The sequence below is a fragment of the Caballeronia choica genome (genome assembly GCF_001544535.1).
Taxonomy (GTDB): Bacteria; Pseudomonadota; Gammaproteobacteria; order Burkholderiales; family Burkholderiaceae; genus Caballeronia; species Caballeronia choica.
In genome coordinates, this window is the sequence record NZ_FCON02000110.1 from 1 (window position 1) to 25,704 (window position 25,704).

The window sequence follows — 25,704 nt, forward strand, 5'->3', positions numbered from 1 at the left end:
GGTCACGATCGCCGGAATTGCCGATCACGATCAACCGGAAACCGCGGTCACGATAAAACGGAATCAGCGGTCACGATGCCGGAAATGTCGGTCACGATCACCGGAATACGCACCTGGGAAAGGAATTGAACGCGAAGTTGCCCGTCTCCACTATCCGGGGCCGGTGGAATTCAGTACAGACGGGGCCGCTGCTGGCGCCGGCCGCCGCCCTGGCCCTGCGCTAGCGTGCGCACCTGCTCGATCTTGCGTGCGGTCTGAGTGAGCTCCGTGCTCGCCTTCATGTTCAATTCGAAGATGAACCTGCCCTTGTGGATGTCGGCGAAATCGATCATGACGATGTTGGGCATGAAGACCTTCAGCGTGACACCGTTCGTGTAGTCGGTCGACGAGACGTAGGTCGGCAGCCGCGATGTGATCGCCTCGCCGAAGCCGGCCATCCACAGCTCGGTGAGCGCGGTCGGACGGTTGTCCGGCCCCCACATGGTCGAGTTGCGCTCCCGGATGCTCCGCTTCAGGCCGGTGGTCGTCCAGTACATCATCCCCATCCCCCTGGGGTCGGAGTTGAGGGCGCCGATCTGCATCAGCTCACTTTGCTTCTCGATGTTGGACGCGATCTTGCCCATGTCGCTGTCGCCGTTCAACGCGTTCGTGCCGCCCTTGCCAACGTATTGCAGGCCGTCGTAGACGCTGCTGTAGCCGGTGCCGTCCGCGAGGCGCTCGCAACCCCAGATCCCGGTCGACGAAAGGTAGCCCTGGCCGGCGACTTCGTGGATGCCCTTCGGGGTGAAGAGCACGACGACGCGATTCTTCAGCTGGTCGAGCGTCTTCTCGTTGAGGCTGCCCGTGCCCGTGAAGAGAGCGCTGCCGAGCTCCCGCACGCAGATCTCCGCGATGATGGTCCAGTTCGTGCATTTGTCGAACTTCAGGAGCAGGAATTCGCTGCCGTATTTGACGAACTCCTTCGCCTGTTTCAGCATGTCCACGAGCCGCATGCCGAACGCGCCGTCCAGCGGCAGCTTGGTGGTGGTGACGTTAGCCTTCCTGCCGCCCAGGTCGAAGACGATCTTGTCCTTCTTATCCTTCTGGTGCATCAGCTTCGGGTCGGCATGGAAGGCCTTCAGCAGCACCGGCGAGGCGGAAAGAGTCGAACTCTTGGTTGCCGCGATCCGCAGGTCGAATAGGCGCACGCCGGCCTGGGCCTGCTTGAAGATGTCGAGGTCCTGGGTCTGGACGTTGGCGTCGCCGCCCGTGATGCCCGCGTCGTGGCTGCCGGCGAAAACGATGTCGCAGAGCCGCTTGCCGCCGCCCAACCCGTAGTAAGTGATCATGGCCGTCGTACCTCCGATAGAGAGAGTGCGTATTCCACGCAAACCGAACGCTCATTCCATGCGTAAGCGAACGCTGCGGCCGCGGCGATGCGGGTCTGAGCGTTTTTACTCCGACACTTCCTTGCTGGTCAAACCATTTCGGCGTTTGCGCATCGGCTCGCCGGCAAGCGTGAGTCGATGGGCGTTGTAAACGAGCCGATCGAGGATCGCGTCGGCGAGTGTCTGGTCTCCGCATGTGCTGAGACCAGAACTTCTGCAATGAAGCCCGGTTTACTCCGAGCGTACGTTTTCAGGCGCGTTCAACCTATGGTGTCATCGATCTCGTTTCGGCGGGGTTTGGCATCGCGATCGTCCCCGCCTCGGCCGCGACGTTTCACACGAGTTCCGTGACCTTCAGAAGACTCATCAATCGGAACCTGCCCGATGCCAGACGGTAGCAGCTTGACGGCCCAGCGGTGCACGGTCGAATGATCGACCGAAAAGCGGCGTTCAGCCATCATTTCCTCGAAGCCTATGTACGCGCGATCGTCAAAATCGCCTTGAATTTGGATTCGTTTGAGATAGCCTGATAAGCACCGGATCACAATAAGCCCCAGCAAACTGTAGTGATGTTCCGTTGGTGTGCTCTTTTGCCGCCGACTCGTTTCAATCATTTTTTGCGCATCTGCTCCGGATCGCAGCTTCCGGGGGAATAGTCTGTGCGGTCCCACCGCACGGCACACGTTGCTGTAGACGCGTATTGCGCACCCGCCTTATGCAGCGAGCCGAAGCCGCTGGCAGTGTGGCATCAAGCCGATCCCGCCGCCCCAGCCCAAGGCGGCAGAGGCTGAGTTGTCAGGGTGGATCTGTTGCTGGATCGGCGCTTGATTGCGTGCATGAACCAAATCTTCGCGAGGTTTGCTATGACACTCAGAACGGAAACAGAGCTCATAGATGGAACTGTTCGTCGCCCCAGCAACGAAGAAAAGGTCAATTTCCGACGCAACGTCGATGAGTCGTTGGCGCAAATTCGCTCAACCGAAGTCGGGTCGAGTTTGCTTGACGACATCGTACGCGCGGGTCACGAATTGGTGATCTTGAGGGCCACACCGCCTGTGGGCAATAAGTGCAAGCAGACGGAAGCTTCGCTAATCGCCGGCGCGGCAGCTTGCTACAAGGAACTGCTCAGTTTCAAGAGCCTGTGGGACAAGGTTCAAGAACTCACCAGTGCCGGCCGGATCACCGAGCAGCACCCTGCAGTGAAGAAGTTTATGAAATTCTACGCCCCGCAGGCCCAGGGCGGGAACATGGAAGCGTACCAATATGCATCGAAACAGAACTTGCTTCCTCTCGCGCACAAGAAGGAGGAGCAGAAGCAGTTGGAGAAAGACGCGGGCAGAAGGAAAGTGTCTTCCCTCCAGCGCTGCTTGATCGCATATCACATCATGGACCACCTCACGCCGGGTCCGGGTACCGGAGCTCAGGTCCTTTGGGATCCGAAATCGGTTGGCGTGTGCATGGATCTGGCGGCGAACAGGCGCGCGGCCTGGATGGATCGCCCACCCTGGATTGCTTTGGCCCACGAACTGATTCACGGATGGCGATTGGTGACCGGCAGGTGCGTCTTTCAGCCAGGAGGGATCGAGGACTATTGGGAGGAGGCGATGACGGTCGGCCTCCCACCCTATGACAGATGCCGATTCACGGAGAACCGCTTCCGTCACGTAAAGGCACTCCCGTTGCGAACTTACTATGGAGAATCGACCTTGAATCGGAGCAACCACGCGGCGGTTAAGCATGGTGAGGTAGGTTCGCGGCTGCAGCCGATATCATTCTCAATAAAGATTGTCGGTGGCGGCCCGAATGACCCTTTGGTCTTTGATTACGATATCCGTCCAGCGGGTAAGCCGGATAAGATTATCAGTGGAAAGACGGACGCTGGGGGGCGCGCCACTTTGATTGCGCAATGGATGACCGATGGGGAAATACGCTTTCGCGGCTTCGGCGCTTTTGGCCGCGTCGAAACGCAGTGGCAGAAAATTTTGCTCAGCAGGCAGATGACTTTGCAGTTTGGCCGTTACAGCTTCATTTGCGAGCCTGTCTATTGATAAAAAAGGCTTCTTGCTTCGCTGATCTTTATCGGAAGCGAAGGTCGAAGCGCTTCAACCAATCGCACGGCGCGTGGCTCCGCGAGTTCGCGTCCGTCGTCCAGACGATCAGGCTCCGACCCACTAGGGAGGTCGTAAGCATTGAGTTCTGGCAGACGAGTTCGTTCGTCGAAGCGGCGGCGGCCTTCGTCCGTAGGTGAAGGATCAGCGGTCGCGCACGAGCGAGCGACCGTTGTACTTTGAGACCGGCCGCTCGCGTCGCGGGGAACTGAATGGCGACATTGGGTCGGCTACAGCCAATGGCGCTAGGTGTCTTCGGCCGATGGTAGCTATTCGTCTATCAGACAAACCAGTCCATTGAACTTCGGGTCTACCTAGAGAATTGCCAAATGCCTTTAGGGACCATCTCGGCCTAAACAACATTTGTTCTCTTTACTCTAGATCGATTAAGCTCAGTGCCACGGCTCTTAACAGACACGCAGTTGCGCAGACAACTAATGACGATCAAACACAGATTTGCTCCCCTTCTGATTCCCGCTGGGGGTGGTCAGCCAGTTCGACTGGATTCCATTGCCGGAGAAGGTAATGCGAACGATGTAACCGAGGCGGATTTACAAAATTATGTTCATTTCCACCCTGAATGTCTCCCAATCGTCGAGGTAGACCCGATTTTTGCAAATCCAGTGGCAATCTGTCGGGAACTCCCTACACCCGCGGGTCCAATCGATAACTTCATGGTGACGTCGAGCGGATTGCCTGTGCTGGTGGAATGCAAGCTTTGGCGAAACCCGCAAGCTCGGCGGGAGGTGGTTGGGCAGATTCTTGACTATGCCAAAGAACTTAGCCGCTGGTCGTCCTCTGATCTGCAGCGAGCAGTGCGGCAGCGGCTGAAATGCGATGGCGACCCGGTCCTTGAGAAGGTGAGGGAGACGACACCGGAGACCGACGAGACGTTGTTCAACGACGCGCTGACGCACAATCTTCGGCGCGGCCGCTTTCTTCTGCTGATTGTCGGCGATGGCATCCGCGAAGGCGTCGAGGCGATCGGCGACTATTTACAGGCTCATGCCGGACTCCACTTTTCCCTTGGCTTGGTGGAGCTTCCGATCTTCGCCCTGCCCGATGGCGGCCGGCTGGTCGTGCCGCGTGTCCTCGCCCGAACATCGCTAATTACGCGCACTGTGGTCGCTGTACCGGGTGGCTTCACCCTCGAACCGAGCGATGAAGAAGCGGCAGACCTTGCAGCAAACGTGAACTCCGCGCTCGGCAGTGAGCAACAGCAGTTCTGGCAGGGGCTGCTTGAGCGGTTGAAACTGGACGATCCAGAACAGCGCGTCCCGGGGCCAGCCCGGCAGGGGTACCTCAACTTTATGATGCCTGCGCCTGGTGGCACATCGTGGATAAACGCCTACCGAAACCGCAAGCTGAATGAAATTGGAGTAGAACTGCTTTCGAGTGCGAACGGCGCAGGGGCATATGCGAGGCGAGTAATTGCCGACGACTGGGCAACTGTGAAAAGCGAACTTGGTGGCACAGCGGAGCTGACTGAAAGAGACGGGCGTCCTTTGATTGTGGACCGACGGACCGTCCCTGGGCTCGACAAACCTGAGATCCGTGAGCAAGCCTACGATTGGCTCGCCGAACGTGTGAACACCTTCGTGAATGTGTTGCGGCCGCGGGTTCGCTCCGCAGCAGCCGACTATGAGCATCACGCTGAGTAGAGGTGAGCCGGCGCTTGGAGTCGACGGCTGTGGCTACAAGAATCCGCTTAGAACTCTAAAATCCGCGACCTGGTGTCGGTCGGCTTTCCTTCTTCGCGTGCTTCACAAAGTCCTTGAACTGGGCCTTCTGGGCGCGCGGCCGGACTGAGGCGGCCAGAAAGTACGTCAATCTCCGCGATCCGCGTCGCGATTTGGCGCGGCGGTGCGACAATGTCCCCGAGAACAAAGCGGCCCATGTCGCACAAAATTTCGACTAAAGTAAGATCTCTTGGTCGGAGACGGGCAATGCGACATTTTTATTACGCAGCGCTGCCTTTACTCGCGGCGGTATCAATCGTCGTTGACACTGCATCTATTTGTGCCTGGTCACAAAGTGAAGGAACGCCGCCCGTTGTGATCCAGAATCTTCCCATTCCGAATGTTATGTTCCGCATGGCCCAGGTCCGCGCAGTGCGCAAAGATATTGTGGCCGCATCTTTCTATTCATTATCTGCGTACACAGATGACAACGCGAAATTTTATGGGTGGACTAAATACGTCGTTCCACGCAAAGGAGTTATTTTTGGACAGCGTCAAACAGTTTTTTGGTTGAAGGTTGACCCTGACGCGAAGACAATTGATATTTCCATTCGAGGAACAAATAATCTTGATGACGTGTTACGCGACCTTCAAGTTGGTGCTATCGAGGATTCCAGACTTGCCATTCCGCTACATGCGGGTTTTCAATCGATAGCTGTTGGAGTTTTCAACAAATTGAAATCTATTTTGACATCAAACCAGCTTAATAATTATTCGTTTCGATTGTACGGCCACTCGCTTGGTGGGGCTGTGGCTGCAGTTGTTTCAATGTATCTTTACCAACAAGGAAGTAATGTTGACTTGGTAGTGACTTTTGGTGCACCAAGATTTACGACCAATGAAGGCGCGCGTAAATACCAGGTTCTTAATTTGCGGACATATCGAATCGTTCGATGCGACGACGTAGTTCCTTTTTTGCCACCTCCAAATTTTTTTGGTTGGAAGACTGGGGGGTATGAAGCCAACGGGAATGTTCTGCTTTTGTTAAAGCCGCCATATTTTGACTACTCCATGGGAATTGATATTGAGCGCGATTTTGTATATCAACTTAGGACTGAGCTTACGAACAATCAAAACAAGGAGATATTGGCATTTGGCCATAGAATGCCCAATTACTACTCGCTGGTATATGAAATTTCTCCGCAGTATGTCGCCTTCGAAGGCGGCAAGGAGCTTGTTCCGGTGAGCTACACTCTGAAGTCGCAAAATCAATTGTGTCCACCACAGCTCGGTATGGTTCACGATAACAAGTCTGGAACCGACCAACGTAACGAGTCGAAAAATTAAAAAGCGGATGAAAAGAATTGGCGTCGACTGTTTCGCATTTGGGAGATTGCCTTCAGAGTGGGCGACGTGACAAACTCAACAAAACAACACGCCTGAATGACCGCTGTACATTCGAAATGCGCCGTACCGTTCGAAAGATGGCGACCGGCAGCAGTGGGTCGTCAACGGACATTCGATTTCCCCGACAGCGGCCATTCACGATCGACAAATTCAGCCGGCCACTGAACGACGGCAATGGGGTCCTCACCTGACGCTGTTATGTCGGTGGACCAACGGCCGCATTGGCCGAGCACTTGCCGGCTGGCGCCGACGCACGAATCCCCGCTGGACCTCGGAAGCTGCCTTTGGCGTCGCCCGCCCACCACGGCCGGAGAGGTCGGATGACGGTCGGTTATCGCGAATTGCGCGGCACGTGACCTCGCGGTTGGGCCCCAGGCCTTAAGCCCGTGTGAGGAATCACCGTTCACCTAGATCCGTAGTCCCGTCGTCGTTTGCCGACCGTCACTCCGAGGCACGACCGTCCACTGCGCCACTCTCGCGGTCCTTGTCTCGAGTCCCGGCGCCAACCATGTTCCTGCGCCATGTCGCTGGCGGCTCACCGAACTCCCGCTTGAACGCGCGATTGAATGAGGCTTCCGATTCGTAGCCGGCACCCTCGGCGATCGACGCCAGCGAGGAATCCGTTAAACGCAGCTGCCGCGCGGCAAGCTGCAAGCGCCACAAGGCGAGATATTGCATCGGCGGTAGCCCGACCAGTTCGGTAAAACGCTGTGCCAGCCCGGAACGCGAGATGCCCACTTCGCGTGCGAGAGCATCAACGGTCCAGGCATACACCGGCCGCGAATGCATCAGCGCGAGTGCACGCGCCACAAAGCGGTCGCGCAGTCCCGCCAACCAGCCCTTGCGATCATCGGCCATCGTGCCGACGTAGCGACGCACCGCCTCGACGAAGACCAACTCCGCAAGCTTGGCCAGCACCGTGGCGCTGCCCGCCTGCGCCGAGGCTGCCTCCTCGGTTGCAAACCGCAGCGACGATTCGAGCCACGACGCGCCGGATCCGCGCATGCTCACCTTGAACAGTCTCGGCAGCGCGCAAAGCAACGGATTTCGTGAATTGTCCTGCGGCGCGAGAAAGCCGCACACCATGCGAGTGACCTCGCCCCCACCGCCGTGCGTGAGTGTCATGACTTCACCCGGATTCGTCTCGACCTGGTTCGCAAGTAGCGGCGCCAGGACCTCGGGCACCAGATCGATGGAACTGCCCAACACGTGAGTCTCGCCCTGCGGCACCACGATAACGTCTCCTGCCTCCGCCTGCACCAGGCTCGCCGGATCGCCGGGCAGCATCGCAAAGCACCTTCCTTCTGTCAGGAGATGGAACGAGACGACGCGCTCGGAAGGGGGCAAGTATGCCGAACAAAGCGCCGAATCAGCCTGCCCGATAACGCACCAGGGCGCCGAGAAGATGCCATCGAGGTGAACAGCCCCGATCAACTGGATGATGCGCAAGACATCGGAGAGGGCATCCATGGCGGGGTTCGCGCAATGTTGGGGTCGCGCACAAGAAAGCTGGACGCCCGGCTATTCAATGTCGCGCCTACCGTCGGGATACTAGCACCGTGCCTGAAGGCCAACACTCGCAAGAAGATTCGGATGAAGCAGCGGAGCCAGTGAGCAGCAACGTTCGTCGTGCATCGGACAAGCGACGGACTATTTGTATGTGTCTGCTCCAAACGGGTTGGCGATGCTGCAAGGCGATATCGCGCTTCATGCCGTCGACGATTGCCCACTGGTTTTGCGTACCTACACCGAAGCGCCATGAGATCGAGCGGCACGGACGTCGAGGAGCAATGCAAATTCACCGGGGCGTGCATCCTCCGACGTCTGCAACCTTCAGAAGTACCTCGACCACGCTTTTAAAAGCGAAACCAGCCGCAATCTTTCAGGAGAGCAGTCATGCCCACGGTCACATCATCTTCTTTGCCCGATACGGATCTCGCCGCGCTCAGGATGCGGCATGCCGCTGCTGACGTTCAGACACCTTTCTCACAACCGTACGTCGATGCCGCACGCTATGCCAGGTGCGTGGAAGTGTCCAAGCGTATCCGGTGGGACATTGATCGCGACGTGCTTCGTCATCGCGAATTCGATTTCACGAAAAAATTCCTGCCTGACGGCTTGTCGTTCGTAGATCGGCTGCCATTCCTGGACGTCATCGAGCAGCGCCTGCTGTCGCAGATCCAGGGCCGTTCGTACGCGAATATCTTCGGTTTGGTCGAGCGCTTCATCGGAGCCAAGATGCTCGACGTGAGCCGCGACCACTGGCTTGGTAACCAGATCGCACTTGAGGCGCTGGTTCGCTTCACCGACGAAGAACTTAAGCACCAGGAGTTGTTTCGCCGCATCGAGACCATGATCGGCGCCGGGATGCCCGCAGGGTATACGTTCGAACCGCGCCCCGATGACGTCGCATCGGTCGTACTGGGCAAATCAACGTGGTCCGTGCTCGCTTTGACCTGCCTCATCGAACTGTTCACGCAAGCCCACTACCGGGCCAGCATCGAACCGGACATCGAGCTTTCGCGGCTCTTCAAGGAGGTGTTCCTGTTTCACTGGAAAGAGGAATCGCAGCACGCGATTCTCGATGAACTGGAATGGCTACGTGAAAACGCGAAACTTACGCCGCAAGCGCGCGATGAGGCCGTGGACGATCTCATTGCCCTGGTAGGTGCAGTTGATGAAATCCTGCAAGACCAGTCGGCGGCAGACACGCGCTACTTCATCGGCCTTTGCGACCGTCCCTTTACGGACATCGAGATCGAAACCGTGACGACGACCGTTCTTGCTGCGTATCGCTTCCAATACATCGTGTCGGGCGTGCAGATTCCGCGCTTCGGCGAAACGCTCAACGCGATGATCTCACCAGCGCAAGCCCTTCGGATTGGCGCCGCGCTGGCGCCAATCATGGGCTGACCGACAACCGAAACCACGGAGTTCCACATCATGGCAATCGCATCTCCCGCCGGATTCGACGTTGCTGCCTTGCGCACGCAGGTCCTTGCGACCTACGATCGCGTCGCACGCGACCCCACCGGCGAGTTTCACTTTCATCGGGGACCGCGTTATGCGGCCGACTACCTTCACTATGACGCCGACGAACTGGCGTCGCTACCGGCTCAGTGCACCGCTTGCTTCGCCGGTGTTGGCAACCCGTTGCGCATCGGTCCGATCCATCCAGGCGAGACCGTTCTGGACCACGCGTGCGGCGCTGGCATGGACCTCCTGCTGGCCGCTCGTCGGGTCGGACCCGCCGGCCATGCTTTTGGAGTCGACATGACGCCGGCAATGCGGGAGGTCGCAAGCAGCGCGGCTGCAGAAGCCGGACTAGGCGCGATTGTCACCATCCGCGCCGGTTTGTTCGAGCAACTGCCAATCAATGACGAGAGCGTCGACGTCGTGATTTCAAACGGCGTCGTCAACCTCGCGCCCGACAAGTCCCGGGTGTTCGCCGAGATTCATCGCGTGCTCCGTCCGGGCGGCCGGCTGTATATGGCCGACGTCGTGGTTCAGCGGGAACTGAAGAATGAAGTGCGCAGCAATCCCGACCTGTGGGCGGCATGCATCGCCGGCGCGCTGCCGGAGCCTGAACTCGCCGAGATTGCACAGGCGTTCGGCTTTCGCGGACCGCGGATCACGGAGCGCTTCGATTGCTTTCGCGATACCACCGCGCAAGCAAAGGTTGCGGGCGACCTGCACGTCCAGGCAGTCAACTTTTTGGCGTTCAAGTAGGACCGGGACTTGGTGGCGGTCCGAATAAGATTGCGTCGTCTGAAGGTCCCGCGACGTCCAAAGATCCGCAACAAAGGAATTTGCGATTTGATTGGAGCCGATGATGGACATGCAGATCCGCAACCCAACGACGGCTATTCTCGCGCCTGTGATTGCACTGCATTGTTCGGGTGGGAGTGCCGGACAATGGCGGCAGCTCGGCAGCTCGGCAGTGCGCTCGACTCGAGTTATGAACTCGTCGCACCCGAGCACTACGGCTGCGACAGTTCGGGCCCACAGAGTGGTGTGCACGCCTTTATCCTGGCGGACGAGGCGGCGAGAACGATCAACATAATCGATCGGGCCAGTTGCACAGTGCACCTCGTCGGCCACTCTTATGGCGGCGGCGTCGCCCTGCATGCGGCCGTGGAGCGGCCGCATCGTATCGCGAGCCTTACCCTCTACCTTTCACCTTCTGAAAGCGATCGGCGCCCACGGCGCTGCCGCGCTCGCCGAGATCCTTGCGATTGCTACGAAAACCGCCGAAGCGGTATGCACGGGCGAGTACGTTGGCGCGGCTAGGTCGTTTGTAGACTACTGGGGCGGCCACGGCGCATGGGCGCCGCTATGGCCGTCTGTTCGCCGACTTGATCCTCATGCAAGCCTCGGCTTTGCAACGCAGGGCGGCTCTTAGGCGCAGTGCGTCAAACCACTAACATCAAACCCGGTCCGAGTTTCCTGAAGCAAATCTGCTCGAACGGCTACGGCCGATCAGCTCGGCATTCAGTGCCACCATTCTGGACATTATCAGGCGCCGCTCCGACCGTCGACTCGGGATCGCCCCAGCACGATCATCCTCGTGCTAGCAACGCATCGGCCGGATACTGGCGGAAGGGTCAGGCTTTTTTGGAGGGTTTTTCGGTGTCGCCCGTGCGTGTCACTCTCCTGACGCTGCTTGCAATGGTGGCTTTTGCAGCGAATTCGTTGCTATGCCGCCTGGCCCTCAAGGGCACCGAGATCGATGCAGCGAGTTTTACGTCGGTCCGCATCGCGTCGGGCGCCCTCGCGCTCTCGCTGCTAGTGTGGCTCCGGGGCGGCAGGCTGGGCGGCGCCGGCAACTGGCTGTCGGCGCTGGCGTTGTTCGCCTATGCTGCCGCATTCTCGTTTGCATACCTGACCCTGCCGGCGTCCACTGGAGCCCTGCTTCTGTTCGGCGCCGTGCAGACGACCATGATCGGGTACGGCATCCGGACAGGCGAACGCTTCGCAAGCCGGCAATGGATCGGATTGGCATGCGCGTTGGCGGGCCTTGCCGGGCTGCTGCTTCCCGGTCTCTCCGCGCCACCTCCCGGAGGCGCTGTCCTAATGCTCGGCGCCGGCGTCGCTTGGGGCATCTATTCGTTGCGCGGCAAGGGCGCGGGAAATCCCACTGCGGTGACGGCCGGTAATTTCCTGCGCGCACTCCCTCTTTCCGCCGCGCTCAGCGCCGCCATGTCCGCACGCGCTTCGATCGATTGCGCCGGTTTCTGGTACGCCGCGGCTTCCGGCGCGGTGGCCTCCGGCATTGGCTACGCCATCTGGTACGCGGCGTTGCCCGCGCTGAAAGCCGGCAATGCGGCCACGGTGCAGTTGTGCGTGCCGGTCATCGCTACGCTCGGCGCAGCCGTGTTTCTTGGGGAGAGCCTGACGCTCCGAATCGTGCTCGCGTCGGCAGCAATCCTCGGAGGAATTGGCCTCGTTGTAGTGCGTTTGGAAACGCGGCACGACAGGCGGGCGTAAAAAAGCACGGCAAGCCTGCCCGCCTCGCAAGACGCTGTGCCGACGGCATAGGGTTTTCTTTTATTGCGTGCCTCCCGAGTGGGGACGGGGTGCATATATTTAAAGTCTGGTACCGATCATGTCCAGGCGATTGTCATCATGAGCTACAGTCTGGAGGGACGCTTACTGGAAGTCTGCGAGTGCAAGGTGCTTTGCCCGCGCTGGATCGGCGAGGATCCCGACAACGGCACGTACAGGTCGACAGTCGCGTATCACTATGACAAGGGGGCGGTGGCCGACGTGGATGTATCGGGACTGACGATTGCGCTTACCTGCCTCATCCCCGGCAACGTCTTGCAAGGCAACTGACGGGTGATCATTTTCGTCGACGAATGCTTTGGGCCGCAGCGGTGGCTTCTGGCCGACCAGCTTGCCTTTGTTCCATGCCGGACGGGTTTGTTCGGTCTTCATGACAGACTCCCACAGTGATGATGGGAGTTAGATTGTGCTACCCGGCGTCGACGCCCGCTTTGGCCTGGTTTGCGCGACGTTTATACCCGGACCGGCCGGGTGTTGCCTCTCACAGATCCGGCGAGGCCTTCCCGGGTGGTTGGTCCGCATCAGAAACCTGCCCGACAACCTACGGGTACATTTCGGCCTTTGCGGACGCTGGGTCAACGCACCGTCGACGACCGTTGTAGCGCAAAAAGCTGACCAAAACGGAACAGGACAGACGAGCGGCTCTGTTGCGCCATCGATCGATGGTAGCCAGTCGCGCAGTCGCCTCGGTGCAGCCAAAACGTCGAGCTTACGATTAACAACGACGAAATAAGATCAGCCTCGCAATTCGAGCTTGTAGAAGAAGTTTTCGACGGTGTATCGCGAGCGATTGAACAAACCGAGGTCGGTTACCCGGTTCTTGACGTACACGTAATGCCGACAGTTCTTTTCTTTGCTGATGCGATTGATTCCTTGCATCTCAGATGAAAACTGTGCCAGCGACACCGCCTTCGGCTCCTTAAAGCGCGACGCCCCTGGCAAAGCCATCGCATCGGGCTGGCGCTTTTCCGGCCACGCAGGCATTACCCGCAAACCGTCTGTACCGATCTCGATGGTGAACAGGAACTCGACCTTTCCCGTCTGCTCATCGGCCCAGCAAGGCGGATAGTCGCGTCCGCCGCGCGCGTCGAGCCTCGCTTTGAGAAACGCGACTTGGCCCCGAAGATCCGCATTCTCCTTCGTCACGCGAATCACGCCGCCACTGCTAGACGCGCCCATCATTTCCTTTCGCGCCGCTACGAGATCCCGGGCGAGCGTCTGCTCCTCGCCTGATGCGTAAGACTCGCCCATCTGCTCTTGAAGCTGCTTCTCGACTTCTTTCTTGAGCGCGACGCCGGCTTCGGCCTCGGCGGCGATATCTTTGTCGCCGATCTGCTTTTCGAGTGTCGCCTTCAACGCAAGTGCGTCGGTCACAGCCTGGTGCGAGTTTTCGCTGACGGCAGCCTTGTCCTGTACCGCATCGAGGGTCTTCTTCAGTTCGGTCAGCGCGCTCAGCTCCTTGTCGAGATCGCCGACTCGTCGTTTCAGCGCTTCGCGTTCGTTGATCAGTTTCGATTCGGCGACGAGCGAGGTGATCACCTCGTCAGGGCTAATGCCCGATCTGGACAGCGCCTCGCTCAGTTTCCTGCGTGCTTCATCGAAGGCTTTGCGGTGCATGTCGAGTTGCCGGGATCGATCCAGCGAAAGCTGCAGTTTCGCTGCATGCTCGTCCGCCTGCACGAGCATATAGCCAAGCAACAGCATCAGGATGAAGGCGAGTGTGAATGCGATCTCCGTCAGCGACAACTGGAAGATCTGATCGGATTTGGCGCGCACGGCGATCTCTCCGGGTCGCTCAGGCGGAAGCCGCGCCGTTGAGCAGCGTGATCTCCGGCGCGTGTCCGTTCGCCCGCGCCACGCCGCCCACCGCAATGTGTCGCCCCGGCGCTTCCGGAACGTGCGCCGCCGGGCTTCGCCCAAGCTCCGACAGTTGCCCGACGAGACTCTGGACCTCGCGCACGAGCCCATTCACTAGCTCCGTCGTCGCGATTATGGCGTGCTCTGCCGCGCTCGTGGATGCGACCTTGAGCGCCTCCCGTTCCACCTTCCAGTCGCGCGCCGCTAGTCCGATGGACTGATCGACAGCCTGAAGCGCGGCGACGACTCGTTCCAAGCGCGTTGCATGTTCGGCGAGCATCCGTATGGCGGCCGAGGTCGCGTCCTTGTGCTCGCCGACATTCGCATGCAACGCGGACAGGCCCTGTTGCGTGGCGTTGAGCGTGGCAATGTGCATCTTCGACACGTCCAGCATGCTTTGCTGCGTGCGCGTCAATTGCGCGAGCACGGCGGCGGAGGACTGCGTTTCGCCGCTGAGCGATTTCACGGAAACGAGAACGCCGCGTGTCGATTCGAGAGCGAGATCAAGCTGGCCCGATACCGCCGCGATCCGTTGTCCGACACTCTCTGCCGCATCTCCGAGCTGCTTCACGGGTTCGGCGAGGCCCTTGGCAAAGTAGTCATCGGGAAATGTCGTGCGTTCGAGGCGTGCTTGTACGGCATCCGCGAACTGCACCACTCGGTCTTCTATGCCCTGAATGTTCTGCAGCATACCGAGCGAATAGTTGTCGAAGAGACGCGTGAGCCTGCCACTCGCTTCCTGTAGGTCTTCTTGCGATTGTGCGAAGGCCTTCGTGTGCGCATCGGTGAGTTGCTCGAAAAATTCTGACAACTTCGTGCCATACGATTTCGATAAGTCTTCGATGCCGGACGCGACGCGGGCGACGGATTGTGTCGTCGTATCGTCCACTTGCCGCTCGAAGACCCGAAGCTTCTCCAACACGATCGTCAATTGGTCTCGAAGCTGATACGTGGCATCGACGACCTTGTTTTCGGCGAGCTTCATCGCATCGTCCATGTCCAGCCGAAAGCTGACGAGCACGACACGCACGGCGAGTCCGAGCACCGTGCTCGTCATGGCGGCGCCGAAGCGGACAGCGATGGCGGACATCTGCGTGCCAATGTTGGGCAGATCGAACAGACTGAAGATGATCGACGTGATAGTGAAGATGAAGCCAAGGTAATAGCAACTGTCGGCAAATTTCTCGGGTGTCAGCGCCGGATCAGGGCTGATCACACCGATCAGAATGTAGATCAGCATGATGGCGATCGGAACTGCGAGCCCGAGGATCCATGGCGAATGTAGATACCAGCCCAGCGTAGACGACACGAGCTTGAACAGAAGCGCAACGGCGAACAAATTTCGCGCGCGCACGGCGGTGAGACGGTCCATCGTGATCAGCCCTCCAGTGGTGTGACGGCGACGATGCGCGCACCGGCCGAAGCGAAATAACCTTCCCAGAACTTCAGGTTGCGGCGCGTTTGAAGGCGCGGCGTGTTGATCAGATAGTCGAGTTCGACATCGACGCCGTTGAGATTCGTGCTCATCTTCCGGCCGTAGTCGGACTCATGAAACGACGCGAATTCAGGCGTTTCGCGATACATCGAAAACTCGGGCGTGTTGTGCAGCATGTCGGATACGATTATCAACTTGCGCGGACCCTTGACATCTTCCTTTCGAAATCCGTTGATCGAGGTCATCTTGAGCATTTCGAAGATGGGCGAATACTTTGCGGACTTCGTCGTCTGCAACTGATCGGCGAGCGCGAGCATCGGTTCGCGGAAGCTCGTTTCGAATCGCTTCTTCAGGTGCGCCTTGTTCGCCGTATATTCGCTTGCGTCGGCTCCGTCGCCGGGATTGCACTCGCTGAAAATCGCTTTCGGCGACGACTTGTAGTCTTCGCCGAGTACGAACACCGAGAGCAGGTAGCCCCCGGGCACACGCTGCGCGACGAGCCGGTGGACCTGGACTAACGCCCATTGCGCTTAGATCGACGATGGAGCAACCCTGAAGTTCTTGGCGCGAATTCCATGGCAACGGCCGAGGGGTAAGACAATTGTGCGGGAGTTATCAAAACCATCGAAGAATTTCGCTCGAGTGTTGGGAACCGATCATCGTTGTAAAGGGATGCTTCGATAAGCTCGGCTCTTACTACGGGAGTTCGACGGCTTCTCGCGTCGGGCGGTCTAATATAAAGAGAACAAAGACCAATCATGCGTCTATGGAAACGCCTGTGGCGGTTGCTGTGTGCCGGCCGAAGCAAAAAGCAGACGGTCGCGATCGAACAATTCGCCGTCGAGCCCATCTCACAGGAACTGAACCTGCGCTGTGAGGCGCGGCGTCTGGCGGAAGCCGGCTCATCGGCAATGCTTGGCTCCGGCATCGAAGCGGCCATTGTTGCGCGCGTCGATAAGGGTCGCCACGTGCACATCGAGAATGCCGGACGCCGGGCGATCTACCTCGGCGAACAGTTCGCCTTGCATCACGTGGCGATGCTCGTCGAAGATGCACTGCAATCGGAGACCACATTCGCCGCCAAGAAAACTGCAGCCTTTTCGGCTGAACGGAAGATGGTGGCCAGCCTTTCCTCACGAGCAAGGCGAGCACTTCGGCCATAGCCGACCTTCGGCCAGACTCCTTTCTACGTCAGCAGTCTGGCGGATTGCCGACGGTGACCGCGTCGAGTCCGGCGGGGCGAAAGTTTCTGGATCGGCAGCCAACTCACACTTTCGACCCGAATCGGACCTACGAGACTTCGTGCCAGCGATGGCCGGTTTCAAAAGTCAAACGGTCATTCATGCAACAACATGCCTCTAACGGGTACGGGACACGAGGCCAATTCCAGATTCATGTAATAGCTGTTCTTTGCCCTGTCGACTAACCTCAGTAACTGGGCACTATGAACCGTTCAATTCAGATCCTGCGGCTTCGTAATTGCCCTGCGGACTTGATGTGACCGCGGGCCCGCTAAATGTCCTATCGGGTAATTCACGGCAATCGATTCAGCAACTCGTCCGAGAGAGAAGGCTTGGTCTCAAACGCGCAAATGTCTGTTTCCTTGCCACCGGGTCCGGTGGGAAGGTTCTTTTTTGCGCCGAGGATGAGAGTCGGTTCACATTTCCAACAAGCCGAGATCGACGAGGTGCTCCTGCTCGTTGCGACATAAGAAGGGGGTCGCACGGTCCCGGTTTCCGGCGTAACGCTCGCGGCCCCGTGCAAGGCGCCGTGACACAGCGCGCGCCAGACGGCGGAAGCTTTGAGTGCTGAGCGCCGGTTCTCCGATCCCATCGCGATGGCAAACGATACCCATACCCGACGGTACACAGTCGCGCCCGACATCCAGTCTCTCTTCGAACGGCAATGATACGAAAGGACACACTATGACCTCGCCCCGAACTAGCGGAACGAATGTTTCCGCGGACGCGACTCGCTCCGGCCGATTGTTTTTCCTCGAACTGAGCGGTGGCCGCATTCACTCGATCAATCCCGACGGATCCGACCTCAAGACGATCGTCGCGCATTGCCGCCTCCCCGACGGTATCGTCGTGGACGTGGATGCCGGTCATATCTACTGGACCAACATGGGTTCGATCGGCCCCGATGACGGCTCGATCGAGCGCGCCGACCTCGACGGCAAGAACCGCGTGGTCATCATCCCGCAAGGCGTCACGCACACGCCGAAGCAGATTCATCTCGATAAGGCAGGTGGCAAGCTCTATTGGTGCGATCGAGAAGGCATGCGCGTGATGCGCGCCAACCTCGACGGCTCTCAAGTCGAAACGCTGGTCACGGCCGGGCATGGCGCCCAGGACCGGCTCGACCAGACCCGGTGGTGCGTCGGAATCACGACCGATCCGAAGCACAAGAAGCTCTACTGGACGCAAAAAGGCCCGGACAACGCCGGCCTGGGCCGCATCTTCCGCGCCAATATCGACATCCCGCAGGGCGAAGGTCCGGCAAACCGCTCCGACATCGAAGTGCTGTTCGACCGGTTGCCGGAGCCCATCGACCTCGAACTTGACCTCGCGAAGCGTGTCCTCTACTGGACCGATCGTGGCGATCCTCCGCGCGGCAACTCCGTCAATCGCACGCCGATCGATGGACCGGCGACGTCTGAAATCCTCGTTACGCACCTGATGGAGGGAATCGGCATCGCACTCGACATTCCCGGTAATCGGATGTTCGTCACGGACCTGGGCGGCTCGGTTTACTCCGCCGATCTCGATGGAAGAAACCCGCGCAACTTCCTCTTCGCCCAAGGCAACCTCACCGGCATCGTCTATGCCGAAGTCTGACCCACGCATTGGAGACATGACATGACTGATACCAAGCCCATTCGCCGCATCGCCATCATCGGCACCGGCGTGATCGGTGCCAGCTGGACCGCGCTGTTTCTCGCCAAGGGGCTGAAGGTCGTTGCGACGGACATCGCCCCGAATGCCGAAGCCCAGCTCAGGGAGTTCGTGGAGTCCGCCTGGCCGGCGCTCAAGAGATTGGGCCTTGCGCCCGGCGCGTCGCAAGCGAACCTGACGTTTACGCCCGTGCTCGCACAAGCGCTCACGGATGTGGACCTCGTCCAGGAAAACGGCCCCGAGCGGCTCGAATTCAAGCAGGATCTCTATCGGCAGCTCGATGAGCTGCTGCCCCCCCACGTGATCATCGCGTCGAGCACGTCGACCCTGCCCATGAGCAGCATCCAGGTGGGTGCCGTGCTGCATCCAGAGCGGTGCGTCGTCGGCCATCCGTTCAATCCGCCGCACCTGATTCCGCTGGTCGAGATCGTCGGCGGGACCAAGACCTCGGAAGAGACGATCCGGCGCGCCAGGGAGTTCTATACGTCGATCGGGAAACAGGCGGTGCGCCTGAACAAGGAACTGCGGGGCCACGTCGCCAACCGTCTGCAGTTCGCGGTGGCGCGCGAGGTCTATTACCTGGTGTCAGAGGGTGTGCTGAGCGCCGCCGACGTCGACACCGCCCTCTCGTGGGGGCCCGGCCTGCGCTGGGGCTTGATGGGCAACATGATGCTCAATCACCTTGGCGGCGGCCCGGGCGGCATCGAGCACTTCTTCCATCAGTTCGCCGGCCCGATGACGGCTGGTTGGAAGGAACTGGGCTCGCCGGAGCTGACGCCGGAAGTGCAGAAGAAGCTCATCGACGGCGTTCATGCCGAAGTCGGATCGCGCTCCATCGAGGAACTGGAGGCCGAGCGCGACGAGCTGCTGCTCGGCCTCATCGAACTGCGCACCAAAGGAAAGGCGCGTTAAAGGTACGGATGCGGCCACTCCACACGAGGCCGTGGCTCGCGCGGATTGATCGCGGGCAGTTGACACTCCCAATCGAAATAGATTCTCGCAAATGAACGACTCGACCAATCTTCCAATCGAAAACGAGCCGGACCGGCTCACCCGAATCATTCAATCGAAGCTCGCGAATCCGGCGCAGAGCCCGGATATCGATCTACACGGCGCGCTCAATGACGTACTGAAAGACGTCGGGTTATCGACGGCGGACAGCGGTGGCAAGATCACTTTCCACGGCCGGGATCCGATTATTCCCGCGCTCTTCCGGTTCGGCTCGTTGTCCGCGATCGCTCTGGCCGCCAAGGCCGTCGGCGTCGCTGCGTTATGGCGACTGCGCAGCGGTGAGGAACAGGACATCGAAGTGGACGTTCGTAAGGCGTTGCGACGCTTCGCCGGGTTCTTCGATCTGAAATGGGAGACGATCAATGGACGTCCTCCGGCCCTCAGAATCGATACGAATCTCTTTCGCGAGACCCGCGACGGACGGCACGTCGTGCCGCTGAACATCTACCCCAAGCTGGCTGCCCGCGAACTCAGCCTGCTCCGGTGCAACTCCAGCCCGGAAGCCGTGCGCAACGCCATTCTGCAATGGCGCGCGGACGACCTGGAGAATGCGGCGGCGGAAGCCGGGATCGTCATCGCGAAGGTGCGCACTTTCGAGGAATTCCGCAAGGAGCTTCAGTACACCGAGGTCCTCTCGACAATGTCACTGATCAACGTGGAAAAGATCGGCGAAAGCGAGCCGATCCCTTTCAGGAAGGAGGGCGTCAGTCCGCTGGACGGCATTCGCGCATTTGGGATGGGTCATGTGATTGCTGGAGCGGCTATCGGGAGAGACCTCGCTTTGCACGGGGCCGATGTTCTCAACATCTGGCGGCCGTTCGACGACAGCGAGATCGAGGCGTTCGCGTGGGACACTCAGGTCGGAATGCGCTCGACGATCCTGGACTACACGGAGGAGGATCGCGCGAAATTCGATCTCCTGCTGAAGGATGCCGATGTCTTCTTCGCGAACAAGCGTCCGGGCTATCTGGAACGCCATGGTCTCGAGGCCGAGGAACTCTGCGGCAGGAAGCCTGGGCTGATCCATGCCAGCGTCCTGCTTCACGGCGCCACGGGCCCCTGGAAGTATCGTCCGGGATTCGATGAAATCGGCGCGGCCGTCTCGGGGCTGTTCGCCGTCGAAGGTACACTCGCGCGTCCGAAATCGCCGCCGATCATCCCGATTGTCGATAACGTGGTGGGCTGGCTCGGCACGGTCGGCGTACTCGCGGCGCTGCGCCGCCGTGCGATCGAGGGTGGCAGCTATCGAGTCACCGTTTCTCTGACCCGAACCGTGCTGTGGTTGTTCTCGCTCGGCATCTTCGACAGGGACTATGCCCGGGTGACCGCCGGATCTTCCGACGAGCACGCCTACGTCGCTCCCGATCTGTTCACGGCAGAGACCCCGCTGGGCACGTATCAGGGCATGACCGACCAGGTCGTCTTGTCGAAGACTCCCGGGTCCTTCAGGACGGTGCTCGTGCCACGAGGCTCGAGCAAGCCCGAATGGCTGACGCGGTGAGGGTGTCCGACCTGCACTTCTGCGAAATCGGCCAGGAGCGCGACGGCGTGACCGTTGATGTTGGTCAGCTTCCTGCAATCATAGGACGCCACTCCGCCTCCACCGTCTCCGATTGCGACTGAAACGGGCGGCCGATGCACACGGACAGCCGGACAATGTCATCGTCAGCGCGCTGAAATGCGCGGCGCTCACGTTCGATCATGCCGGACGCAGGCTCGTGCACGGCCGCCTGACGGCAGGCGCGGTGCAGGTAACGGCCGCCCTACCGACCAAGGCTACGCGAATTCATCACTAGGGCTTTCTCTCTCTTTATCACCTCACGTTTCGGAGACGTACATGGGCAAGAAGGTTGCAGAAATCATTGTCGAAGTTCTCGAACAAGCGGGCGTAATGCGCTGCTACGGCATCGTGGGCGACACGCTAAATCTGTTTGCTGAGAACCTGGAGCGCAGCTCCATTGAATGGGTCAGCGTTCGTCATGAAGAAGCGGGGGCCTTTGCGGCGGGCACTGAGGCGCTGTACACGAGTAACCTGACGGCGTGTGCGGGTAGCTGCGGTCCAGGCAGCTTGCACTTCATCAACGGATTGTATGAGGCCAATCGTAATCGCGCTCCTGTCGTCCTGATCGCAAGTCAGGTGGCGATGAGTGAGATGGGTTTTGAGTTCATACAGGAGGTGGACTTCAAGTCGATCTTTAAGGAGTGCTCCGTATTCTGCGAAATGATCCTGACACCCGAACAGGCCAGGAAAAAAGCGGTGATGGCTTGCCAGGCCGCCTTGGCCAGGCGAGGCGTCGCAGTGCTGATCGTGCCGGTCGACGTGTCGCACGGCGAAGTGAAAGAAGATTTTCCTTATCGCGTTCATCATAGTCGCCCGATCATCCGGCCGAGCGATGCGGAGATCGAGGCGATCGCGCGGACGCTCAACGCCGGCAAAAAGATCGCAATTTATGCGGGATCCGGCTGCGAGGGGGCACTCGACGAAATCATGGCGGTGGCTGGCCGGCTCAAGGCACCGGTCGCCCACACCTCTCGCGGAAAGTGCTTTCTCGAGCCGGACAATCCCTACAACATTGGTATGACGGGCATCCTGGGGAACGAAGCCGGCTACAACGCCGTGCTCGAATGCGACACTCTGTTGTTGCTGGGTGCCGATTTTGCGTGGCGCCAGTTCTATCCCGACGAGGCCAGGATTATTCAGATCGACATCGACCCGACGCATTTGGGGCGGCGACATCATGTCACCCTGGGCGCAGTCGGCGACATTCAACCTACGCTGCAGGCGTTGCTGCCGCACCTGGAGCGCAAGGACGACGCTTCGTTCCAGGAGAAATACGTCAAGCGATACGCCGAGACCATGGCATCGGCAAGAAAGCATCTCGTACCCGGACACAACGACACCATCCCCGGCTCATATCTGGCGTCGGTGATCAACCAATATGCCGCCGCCGATGCGCTCTTTTGCGCGGACGATGGCACGCCGGTGGTGTGGGCAATTCGCCTGCTCGAGGTCAACGGCAAACGCCAGATCTTCGGTAGCCTCCTGCACGGCACCATGGCGACCGCCCTCCCGAGTGCATTGGGACTACAAAAGGCGTGTCCCGACCGTCAGGTGATCGCCATGTGCGGAGACGGTGGCCTTTCCATGCTCTTCGGCGAACTCCTCACCACGATCCAGGAAGACTTGCCGATCAAGATCGTCGTGTTCGACAACAGCAAGCTGGGCTTTGTGGAGATCGAACAAAAGTCTGAGGGCATGCTCGACACGTTCACGCGCCTGAAGAATCCCGACTTCGGCAAAGTGGCCGACGCGATCGGCCTTTGGGGGAAAACGGTTCGAAACGCCTCTGAGCTTCCAACGGCCGTGCAAGAGTGGCTCTCCCAACCCGGCCCCGCGCTTCTTAACGTCGTTGTCAACCCGCTGGAACTGGTCAAACCGCCCTTCTTTGAAGCAAAGCCTGCGATAGGCATGGCGCTGTACTCGGTTCGCGCCGTACTTAACGGCCGCGGGGCGGATGTGCTGGAAATGGTGCGTGAAAACTTCCTTTGAACTGGCGCATTAGCCTGCGGAAAGCAAGCGTTGCGCCGACGCAGTCTCGACGGTGGGGCTACTTTCCGCCACATCAATTTGATCCCACGCGTGGGGAGTTGAGTTGGCCACCCGGCGAACGCGTGGATTAAAACCACTTCCTGCGACCACCCTGATACGCGAAGGAATCCAGAATGACAATTGAAAAAGTCTTATATCGTGCTCATGCGCACGTCACCGGCGGGCGCGACGGACGTGCGACGGATCCCGAGAGCCACCTCGATCTTAGGCTGACCACGCCGAAGGAACTCGGCGGCGGAGGCGGCGACGGTACGAACCCCGAACAACTCTTCGCTGCGGGATATAGCGCGTGCTTCATCGGCGCGCTGAGGACCGTCAGCGCGCGCGACAAGATTGCCTTGCCGAAGGATGTGGCCATCGCCGGCAGTGTCGGGATTGGCCGGATCCCCAATGGCTTCGGCATTGAAGTCGAACTAAAAATCGCGCTGCCGGGCATGGACCGCGCAGAGGCGCAAACTCTGATCGACAAGGCGCACGTCGTCTGTCCTTATTCAAACACGACGCGCAACAACATCGACGTCAAGCTAACGCTGGTCTGATCCGCGCGTCATCACACGCTTGGTCAAGTGCAAGCAGCGGATGCAGTGTCGCCCGAAGCGGCACATATCCGCTGCAATCGTTCTGTTTGCTGGCTTTTTGCAAGGATTCGCGGCGCCATGGTCGCGTTTCTCCTCAAGTGGTTTGGGCAAATCTAGGGCACGGCGCATCGCGACGGTAATACCTTGTCGCGTGCGCCAATAGCCATCCCAAGGGTCCGAGCTGAGTGCCCGTTGGCGCTTGATGGCTTCGGAATCTGGAGCGGTGACCAAAAGGCGTCGTGGCCGACGCGGTCCGCCGCCGACGCTGTCGTTGCACAAGATCTTCAAATGCATCCTGAAGGCGCTTTATATGGGGTGTCAGTGGATGATGCTGCCGATCGACAGCAATGACAAAGGGCGCCCCGAAATCCACCACACGCGTATCTAACGGTCGATGCGGCGCTGGCAGGCCGATGGCAGCATCGCGCGAATCTTTTCGGGCACGGTACATCGACTGCATCAGGACGAGCTGCTCAAGCTTTCCGTCATTCACGGCGACGGCACGACGACTGCAGCGAAGAAAGGCGGCGACAACCTCGGGTTAGCGGACACAAACATCTCAAGGGCTGCAAGGCGGTCGCCTTCTGCGATCGCCATTGCAACATCATCGCGCCGTTCGTGACGGCCCCGGGCAACCGAAACGAATCACCGCTATTGCGCCACGCGCTGCCCAGGATCGCCGACATGGCTCGCGCCATCGGCCCAGACCTGCGAGGTTCCACCGTCAGTCTGGATGGCGGCTACGATTGCCGGGACAACCGCCGAGCGATCTTCAATCGCGGCATGACCCCGAACATCCCCGATTGAGATCAGTCTCGGGCAGTAGTGCCGCAGATTGATCATCGTAGGCGAGTGTCTTTAGCGCGTAGTGCACGTCGCTAATGCGCTCGAAGCGCAGCAGTAGACGGCGGAACTTATCTTCTCAGACAAAGACGCTTTCGATGGTCCTGAAGCGCTCCTCGAGGATCGCCGGATCAAAGTGCTGCTTGCAGCCCCGCTTCGGTGCTTTTCGCCCACGCGGGTGTCAGACTTGGCGTAACATCGTCGGCGCTTGGCTCAGCGTCGCTATCGTGCTCGACTTGCTGATAACGTCATCTTCGCAAAACGAAACATACATTCGCATCTTCAGCGTGCCGTACCCGACATCGATTGGCGCCTCAGGCTTGTTCCAGCGCTCTCTGTAAAATCTCCGTCGAAACTCGCAACCAGTTGGTGGAATCGCTGTAGATGGTTGCGTGGATGGGCGCATGTAGCTTGATAATCCCCTCGACGCCGCGCACGTAGCGCACGAACCGGCTCACGAATGTCGCATCCTCGTGGAACAATGCTCCGAGGGACTCCATGTTGCGGCTGTTCCAAGCGGTCTGAAATGCGTAGAGCGCGCCTTCGGGATGTCTCATTTGAATCATGTGGATTCTCACAAATGTCTACATTGGGACACCGACGTCCACATTCGGCGCTTGCTGTCGGGCGGCAAAAGCAAATTTTGTCCCACGACGGAATGTCGGCTCATGGCCGGTAGCACGCGTTCGGTCAACTCGCCGATAGCCGCCGTTTGAAGACACGCGCGCTGCTCCAGTGGCAGCTTTGTGCAACATGGCTCAGTGGGTGCAACCGGTCGGAAGAGAACCTTTGGCAACCGACGAGAATCGTTGACAATCCTGACTTGGACTCGCCATACGCGGGCGACGTCTGAAGGGAACCGGTTCGATACCGTTAGACCGGTCAGCTCTGGATCAAGAGCCGGCGTGACCGGCTTTTGAGTTTCGGTCTGTAGCAATCGGGCTTTTGCCCACACATCTATCCATTCATCAACGCCGCTTAGTTAGGGGGCGAGCAGCGCCCGTGCCAGCCGGCCCAACCGCCGGACTCCATCTTCCATACGGTCGTCCCAGGCATGCCCGGCGCTCAAGCGCATGCAATTGCGAAAGCGCCGGCTCGCGGAAAAGACGTCGCCGGGGGCGAAGCAAATGCCCTGCTCGAGCGCCTCGTCAAAGAGCGCTCGCGAATCGAAGCGTCGCGGCAGTTCCAGCCACAGGACAAAGCCGCCTGCTGGCCGGCTGACTTTCGTGTCGGCGGGGAAGCTTGCCTCGATCGTCCGCGGCGAATGCCGCGCAGGTGCGAATCGTAGGCGCCGCTCTCCAGGTAGTCGGCGAGTGCGACCTGGGGCAAGACGGGGCTGCAGAGGCT

General features: G+C 59.4%; 20 protein-coding genes and 5 pseudogenes. 16 read left to right on the forward strand and 9 right to left on the reverse strand.

Annotated features, from left to right (window positions below; all coding sequences use genetic code 11):
• Window positions 1–170 precede the first annotated feature (170 nt).
• Window positions 171–1,328 (reverse strand): PI-PLC domain-containing protein, encoded by a 1,158-nt coding sequence (locus AWB68_RS31605; RefSeq protein WP_087648249.1) that lies wholly within the window; start codon window positions 1,326–1,328, stop codon window positions 171–173.
• Between the two features lie 105 nt (window positions 1,329–1,433).
• Window positions 1,434–1,559 (reverse strand): annotated as a pseudogene (locus AWB68_RS31610) (ATP-binding protein); the annotation flags it as partial.
• Window positions 1,560–1,636: 77 nt separating this feature from the next.
• On the opposite strand from AWB68_RS31610, the pseudogene AWB68_RS51580 reads away from it, so the two are divergent.
• Window positions 1,637–1,765 (forward strand): annotated as a pseudogene (locus tag AWB68_RS51580) (hypothetical protein); the annotation flags it as partial.
• On the opposite strand, the pseudogene AWB68_RS47050 reads toward AWB68_RS51580, so the two are convergent.
• A pseudogene (locus AWB68_RS47050) lies at window positions 1,760–1,834 on the reverse strand (IS6 family transposase); the annotation flags it as partial. The pseudogenes AWB68_RS51580 and AWB68_RS47050 sit on opposite strands and share 6 nt — an antisense overlap.
• A gap of 369 nt (window positions 1,835–2,203) precedes the next feature.
• On the opposite strand from AWB68_RS47050, the gene AWB68_RS31620 reads away from it, so the two are divergent.
• From AWB68_RS31620 to AWB68_RS31635, 3 genes are all read left to right on the forward strand, one after another.
• Window positions 2,204–3,415, forward strand: a complete 1,212-nt coding sequence (locus AWB68_RS31620) for a M91 family zinc metallopeptidase (protein ID WP_087648250.1) — start codon at window positions 2,204–2,206, stop codon at window positions 3,413–3,415.
• 497 nt (window positions 3,416–3,912) lie between these two features.
• Window positions 3,913–5,136, forward strand: a complete 1,224-nt coding sequence (locus tag AWB68_RS31630) for a PDDEXK family nuclease (protein ID WP_200828847.1) — start codon at window positions 3,913–3,915, stop codon at window positions 5,134–5,136.
• Window positions 5,137–5,421: 285 nt separating this feature from the next.
• A complete protein-coding gene (locus AWB68_RS31635; protein ID WP_160110099.1) occupies window positions 5,422–6,501 on the forward strand; it encodes a lipase family protein in 1,080 nt (359 codons plus the stop codon).
• Between the two features lie 501 nt (window positions 6,502–7,002).
• On the opposite strand, the gene AWB68_RS31640 is transcribed toward AWB68_RS31635, so the two are convergent.
• Entirely contained in the window at window positions 7,003–8,031 is a 1,029-nt protein-coding gene (locus tag AWB68_RS31640; protein WP_087648253.1) for an AraC family transcriptional regulator, read from the reverse strand.
• A gap of 480 nt (window positions 8,032–8,511) precedes the next feature.
• Between AWB68_RS31640 and AWB68_RS31645 the strand changes: the two genes are divergently transcribed.
• The 5 genes and pseudogenes from AWB68_RS31645 to AWB68_RS31665 all read left to right on the forward strand — a co-directional run.
• On the forward strand, window positions 8,512–9,474 hold the full coding sequence (locus AWB68_RS31645; protein WP_087648268.1) for a hypothetical protein: 963 nt from the start codon (window positions 8,512–8,514) through the stop codon (window positions 9,472–9,474).
• Window positions 9,475–9,504: 30 nt separating this feature from the next.
• A complete protein-coding gene (locus AWB68_RS31650) occupies window positions 9,505–10,290 on the forward strand; it encodes a methyltransferase domain-containing protein (protein WP_087648254.1) in 786 nt (261 codons plus the stop codon).
• A 186-nt stretch (window positions 10,291–10,476) separates the two neighbouring features.
• Complete coding sequence (locus AWB68_RS31655; protein WP_235028592.1) at window positions 10,477–10,851, forward strand: alpha/beta fold hydrolase; 375 nt, start codon at window positions 10,477–10,479, stop codon at window positions 10,849–10,851.
• A 339-nt stretch (window positions 10,852–11,190) separates the two neighbouring features.
• Complete coding sequence (locus AWB68_RS31660; RefSeq protein WP_235028593.1) at window positions 11,191–12,048, forward strand: EamA family transporter; 858 nt, start codon at window positions 11,191–11,193, stop codon at window positions 12,046–12,048.
• A 138-nt stretch (window positions 12,049–12,186) separates the two neighbouring features.
• Window positions 12,187–12,393 (forward strand): annotated as a pseudogene (locus AWB68_RS31665) (DUF1326 domain-containing protein); the annotation flags it as partial.
• Window positions 12,394–12,861: 468 nt separating this feature from the next.
• Here the strand turns inward: AWB68_RS31665 and AWB68_RS31670 are convergent.
• The 3 genes from AWB68_RS31670 to AWB68_RS31680 all read right to left on the reverse strand — a co-directional run bounded on the left by AWB68_RS31670 (window position 12,862) and on the right by AWB68_RS31680 (window position 15,903).
• Window positions 12,862–13,806: a hypothetical protein gene (locus tag AWB68_RS31670; RefSeq protein ID WP_125483103.1), complete on the reverse strand. Its 945-nt coding sequence runs from the start codon at window positions 13,804–13,806 to the stop codon at window positions 12,862–12,864.
• A 115-nt stretch (window positions 13,807–13,921) separates the two neighbouring features.
• Window positions 13,922–15,355, reverse strand: a complete 1,434-nt coding sequence (locus AWB68_RS31675; RefSeq protein ID WP_087648257.1) for an FUSC family protein — start codon at window positions 15,353–15,355, stop codon at window positions 13,922–13,924.
• Window positions 15,356–15,360: 5 nt separating this feature from the next.
• Window positions 15,361–15,903, reverse strand: a complete 543-nt coding sequence (locus AWB68_RS31680) for a hypothetical protein (protein ID WP_087648258.1) — start codon at window positions 15,901–15,903, stop codon at window positions 15,361–15,363.
• A 273-nt stretch (window positions 15,904–16,176) separates the two neighbouring features.
• On the opposite strand from AWB68_RS31680, the gene AWB68_RS31685 reads away from it, so the two are divergent.
• The 7 genes from AWB68_RS31685 to AWB68_RS51150 all read left to right on the forward strand — a co-directional run bounded on the left by AWB68_RS31685 (window position 16,177) and on the right by AWB68_RS51150 (window position 24,321).
• Window positions 16,177–16,581 carry a hypothetical protein gene (locus AWB68_RS31685; protein ID WP_125483104.1) on the forward strand — a complete coding sequence of 135 codons (405 nt, stop codon included), beginning with the start codon at window positions 16,177–16,179 and terminating at the stop codon, window positions 16,579–16,581.
• Window positions 16,582–17,343: 762 nt separating this feature from the next.
• Entirely contained in the window at window positions 17,344–18,258 is a 915-nt protein-coding gene (locus AWB68_RS31690) for a 3-hydroxyacyl-CoA dehydrogenase (RefSeq protein WP_087648260.1), read from the forward strand.
• 21 nt (window positions 18,259–18,279) lie between these two features.
• Entirely contained in the window at window positions 18,280–19,227 is a 948-nt protein-coding gene (locus AWB68_RS31695) for a 3-hydroxyacyl-CoA dehydrogenase NAD-binding domain-containing protein (RefSeq protein WP_087648261.1), read from the forward strand.
• Between the two features lie 91 nt (window positions 19,228–19,318).
• Window positions 19,319–20,827, forward strand: a complete 1,509-nt coding sequence (locus tag AWB68_RS31700) for a CoA transferase (protein ID WP_087648262.1) — start codon at window positions 19,319–19,321, stop codon at window positions 20,825–20,827.
• A 336-nt stretch (window positions 20,828–21,163) separates the two neighbouring features.
• Window positions 21,164–22,876 carry a thiamine pyrophosphate-dependent enzyme gene (locus AWB68_RS31710; RefSeq protein WP_087648264.1) on the forward strand — a complete coding sequence of 571 codons (1,713 nt, stop codon included), beginning with the start codon at window positions 21,164–21,166 and terminating at the stop codon, window positions 22,874–22,876.
• A 173-nt stretch (window positions 22,877–23,049) separates the two neighbouring features.
• Complete coding sequence (locus tag AWB68_RS31715; protein ID WP_087648265.1) at window positions 23,050–23,475, forward strand: organic hydroperoxide resistance protein; 426 nt, start codon at window positions 23,050–23,052, stop codon at window positions 23,473–23,475.
• A gap of 441 nt (window positions 23,476–23,916) precedes the next feature.
• The gene (locus AWB68_RS51150; RefSeq protein ID WP_327383715.1) at window positions 23,917–24,321 is read left to right on the forward strand and encodes a transposase; all 405 of its coding nucleotides are present in this window, start codon (window positions 23,917–23,919) and stop codon (window positions 24,319–24,321) included.
• 350 nt (window positions 24,322–24,671) lie between these two features.
• Here AWB68_RS51150 and AWB68_RS31730 read toward each other — a convergent pair whose 3' ends face one another.
• Both AWB68_RS31730 and AWB68_RS49790 read right to left on the reverse strand, forming a co-directional pair.
• Window positions 24,672–24,923 (reverse strand): Cif family virulence factor, encoded by a 252-nt coding sequence (locus AWB68_RS31730; RefSeq protein ID WP_235028594.1) that lies wholly within the window; start codon window positions 24,921–24,923, stop codon window positions 24,672–24,674.
• A gap of 416 nt (window positions 24,924–25,339) precedes the next feature.
• A pseudogene (locus AWB68_RS49790) lies at window positions 25,340–25,704 on the reverse strand (aminotransferase-like domain-containing protein); the annotation flags it as partial.

What these genes read in the sequence shown, in the direction of transcription:
- AWB68_RS31640 (WP_087648253.1), bottom strand. Translation starts at nt 8,031, where the DNA reads ATGGATGCCCTCTCCGATGTCTTGCGCATCATCCAGTTGATCGGGGCT.
- AWB68_RS31635 (WP_160110099.1), top strand. Translation starts at nt 5,422, where the DNA reads ATGCGACATTTTTATTACGCAGCGCTGCCTTTACTCGCGGCGGTATCA.
- AWB68_RS31685 (WP_125483104.1), top strand. Translation starts at nt 16,177, where the DNA reads ATGCGTCTATGGAAACGCCTGTGGCGGTTGCTGTGTGCCGGCCGAAGC.
- AWB68_RS31710 (WP_087648264.1), top strand. Translation starts at nt 21,164, where the DNA reads ATGGGCAAGAAGGTTGCAGAAATCATTGTCGAAGTTCTCGAACAAGCG.
- AWB68_RS31650 (WP_087648254.1), top strand. Translation starts at nt 9,505, where the DNA reads ATGGCAATCGCATCTCCCGCCGGATTCGACGTTGCTGCCTTGCGCACG.
- AWB68_RS31645 (WP_087648268.1), top strand. Translation starts at nt 8,512, where the DNA reads ATGCGGCATGCCGCTGCTGACGTTCAGACACCTTTCTCACAACCGTAC.
- AWB68_RS31655 (WP_235028592.1), top strand. Translation starts at nt 10,477, where the DNA reads ATGGCGGCAGCTCGGCAGCTCGGCAGTGCGCTCGACTCGAGTTATGAA.
- AWB68_RS31700 (WP_087648262.1), top strand. Translation starts at nt 19,319, where the DNA reads ATGAACGACTCGACCAATCTTCCAATCGAAAACGAGCCGGACCGGCTC.
- AWB68_RS31630 (WP_200828847.1), top strand. Translation starts at nt 3,913, where the DNA reads ATGACGATCAAACACAGATTTGCTCCCCTTCTGATTCCCGCTGGGGGT.
- AWB68_RS31695 (WP_087648261.1), top strand. Translation starts at nt 18,280, where the DNA reads ATGACTGATACCAAGCCCATTCGCCGCATCGCCATCATCGGCACCGGC.
- AWB68_RS31620 (WP_087648250.1), top strand. Translation starts at nt 2,204, where the DNA reads ATGAACCAAATCTTCGCGAGGTTTGCTATGACACTCAGAACGGAAACA.
- AWB68_RS31715 (WP_087648265.1), top strand. Translation starts at nt 23,050, where the DNA reads ATGACAATTGAAAAAGTCTTATATCGTGCTCATGCGCACGTCACCGGC.
- AWB68_RS31690 (WP_087648260.1), top strand. Translation starts at nt 17,344, where the DNA reads ATGACCTCGCCCCGAACTAGCGGAACGAATGTTTCCGCGGACGCGACT.
- AWB68_RS31605 (WP_087648249.1), bottom strand. Translation starts at nt 1,328, where the DNA reads ATGATCACTTACTACGGGTTGGGCGGCGGCAAGCGGCTCTGCGACATC.
- AWB68_RS31675 (WP_087648257.1), bottom strand. Translation starts at nt 15,355, where the DNA reads ATGGACCGTCTCACCGCCGTGCGCGCGCGAAATTTGTTCGCCGTTGCG.
- AWB68_RS31730 (WP_235028594.1), bottom strand. Translation starts at nt 24,923, where the DNA reads ATGATTCAAATGAGACATCCCGAAGGCGCGCTCTACGCATTTCAGACC.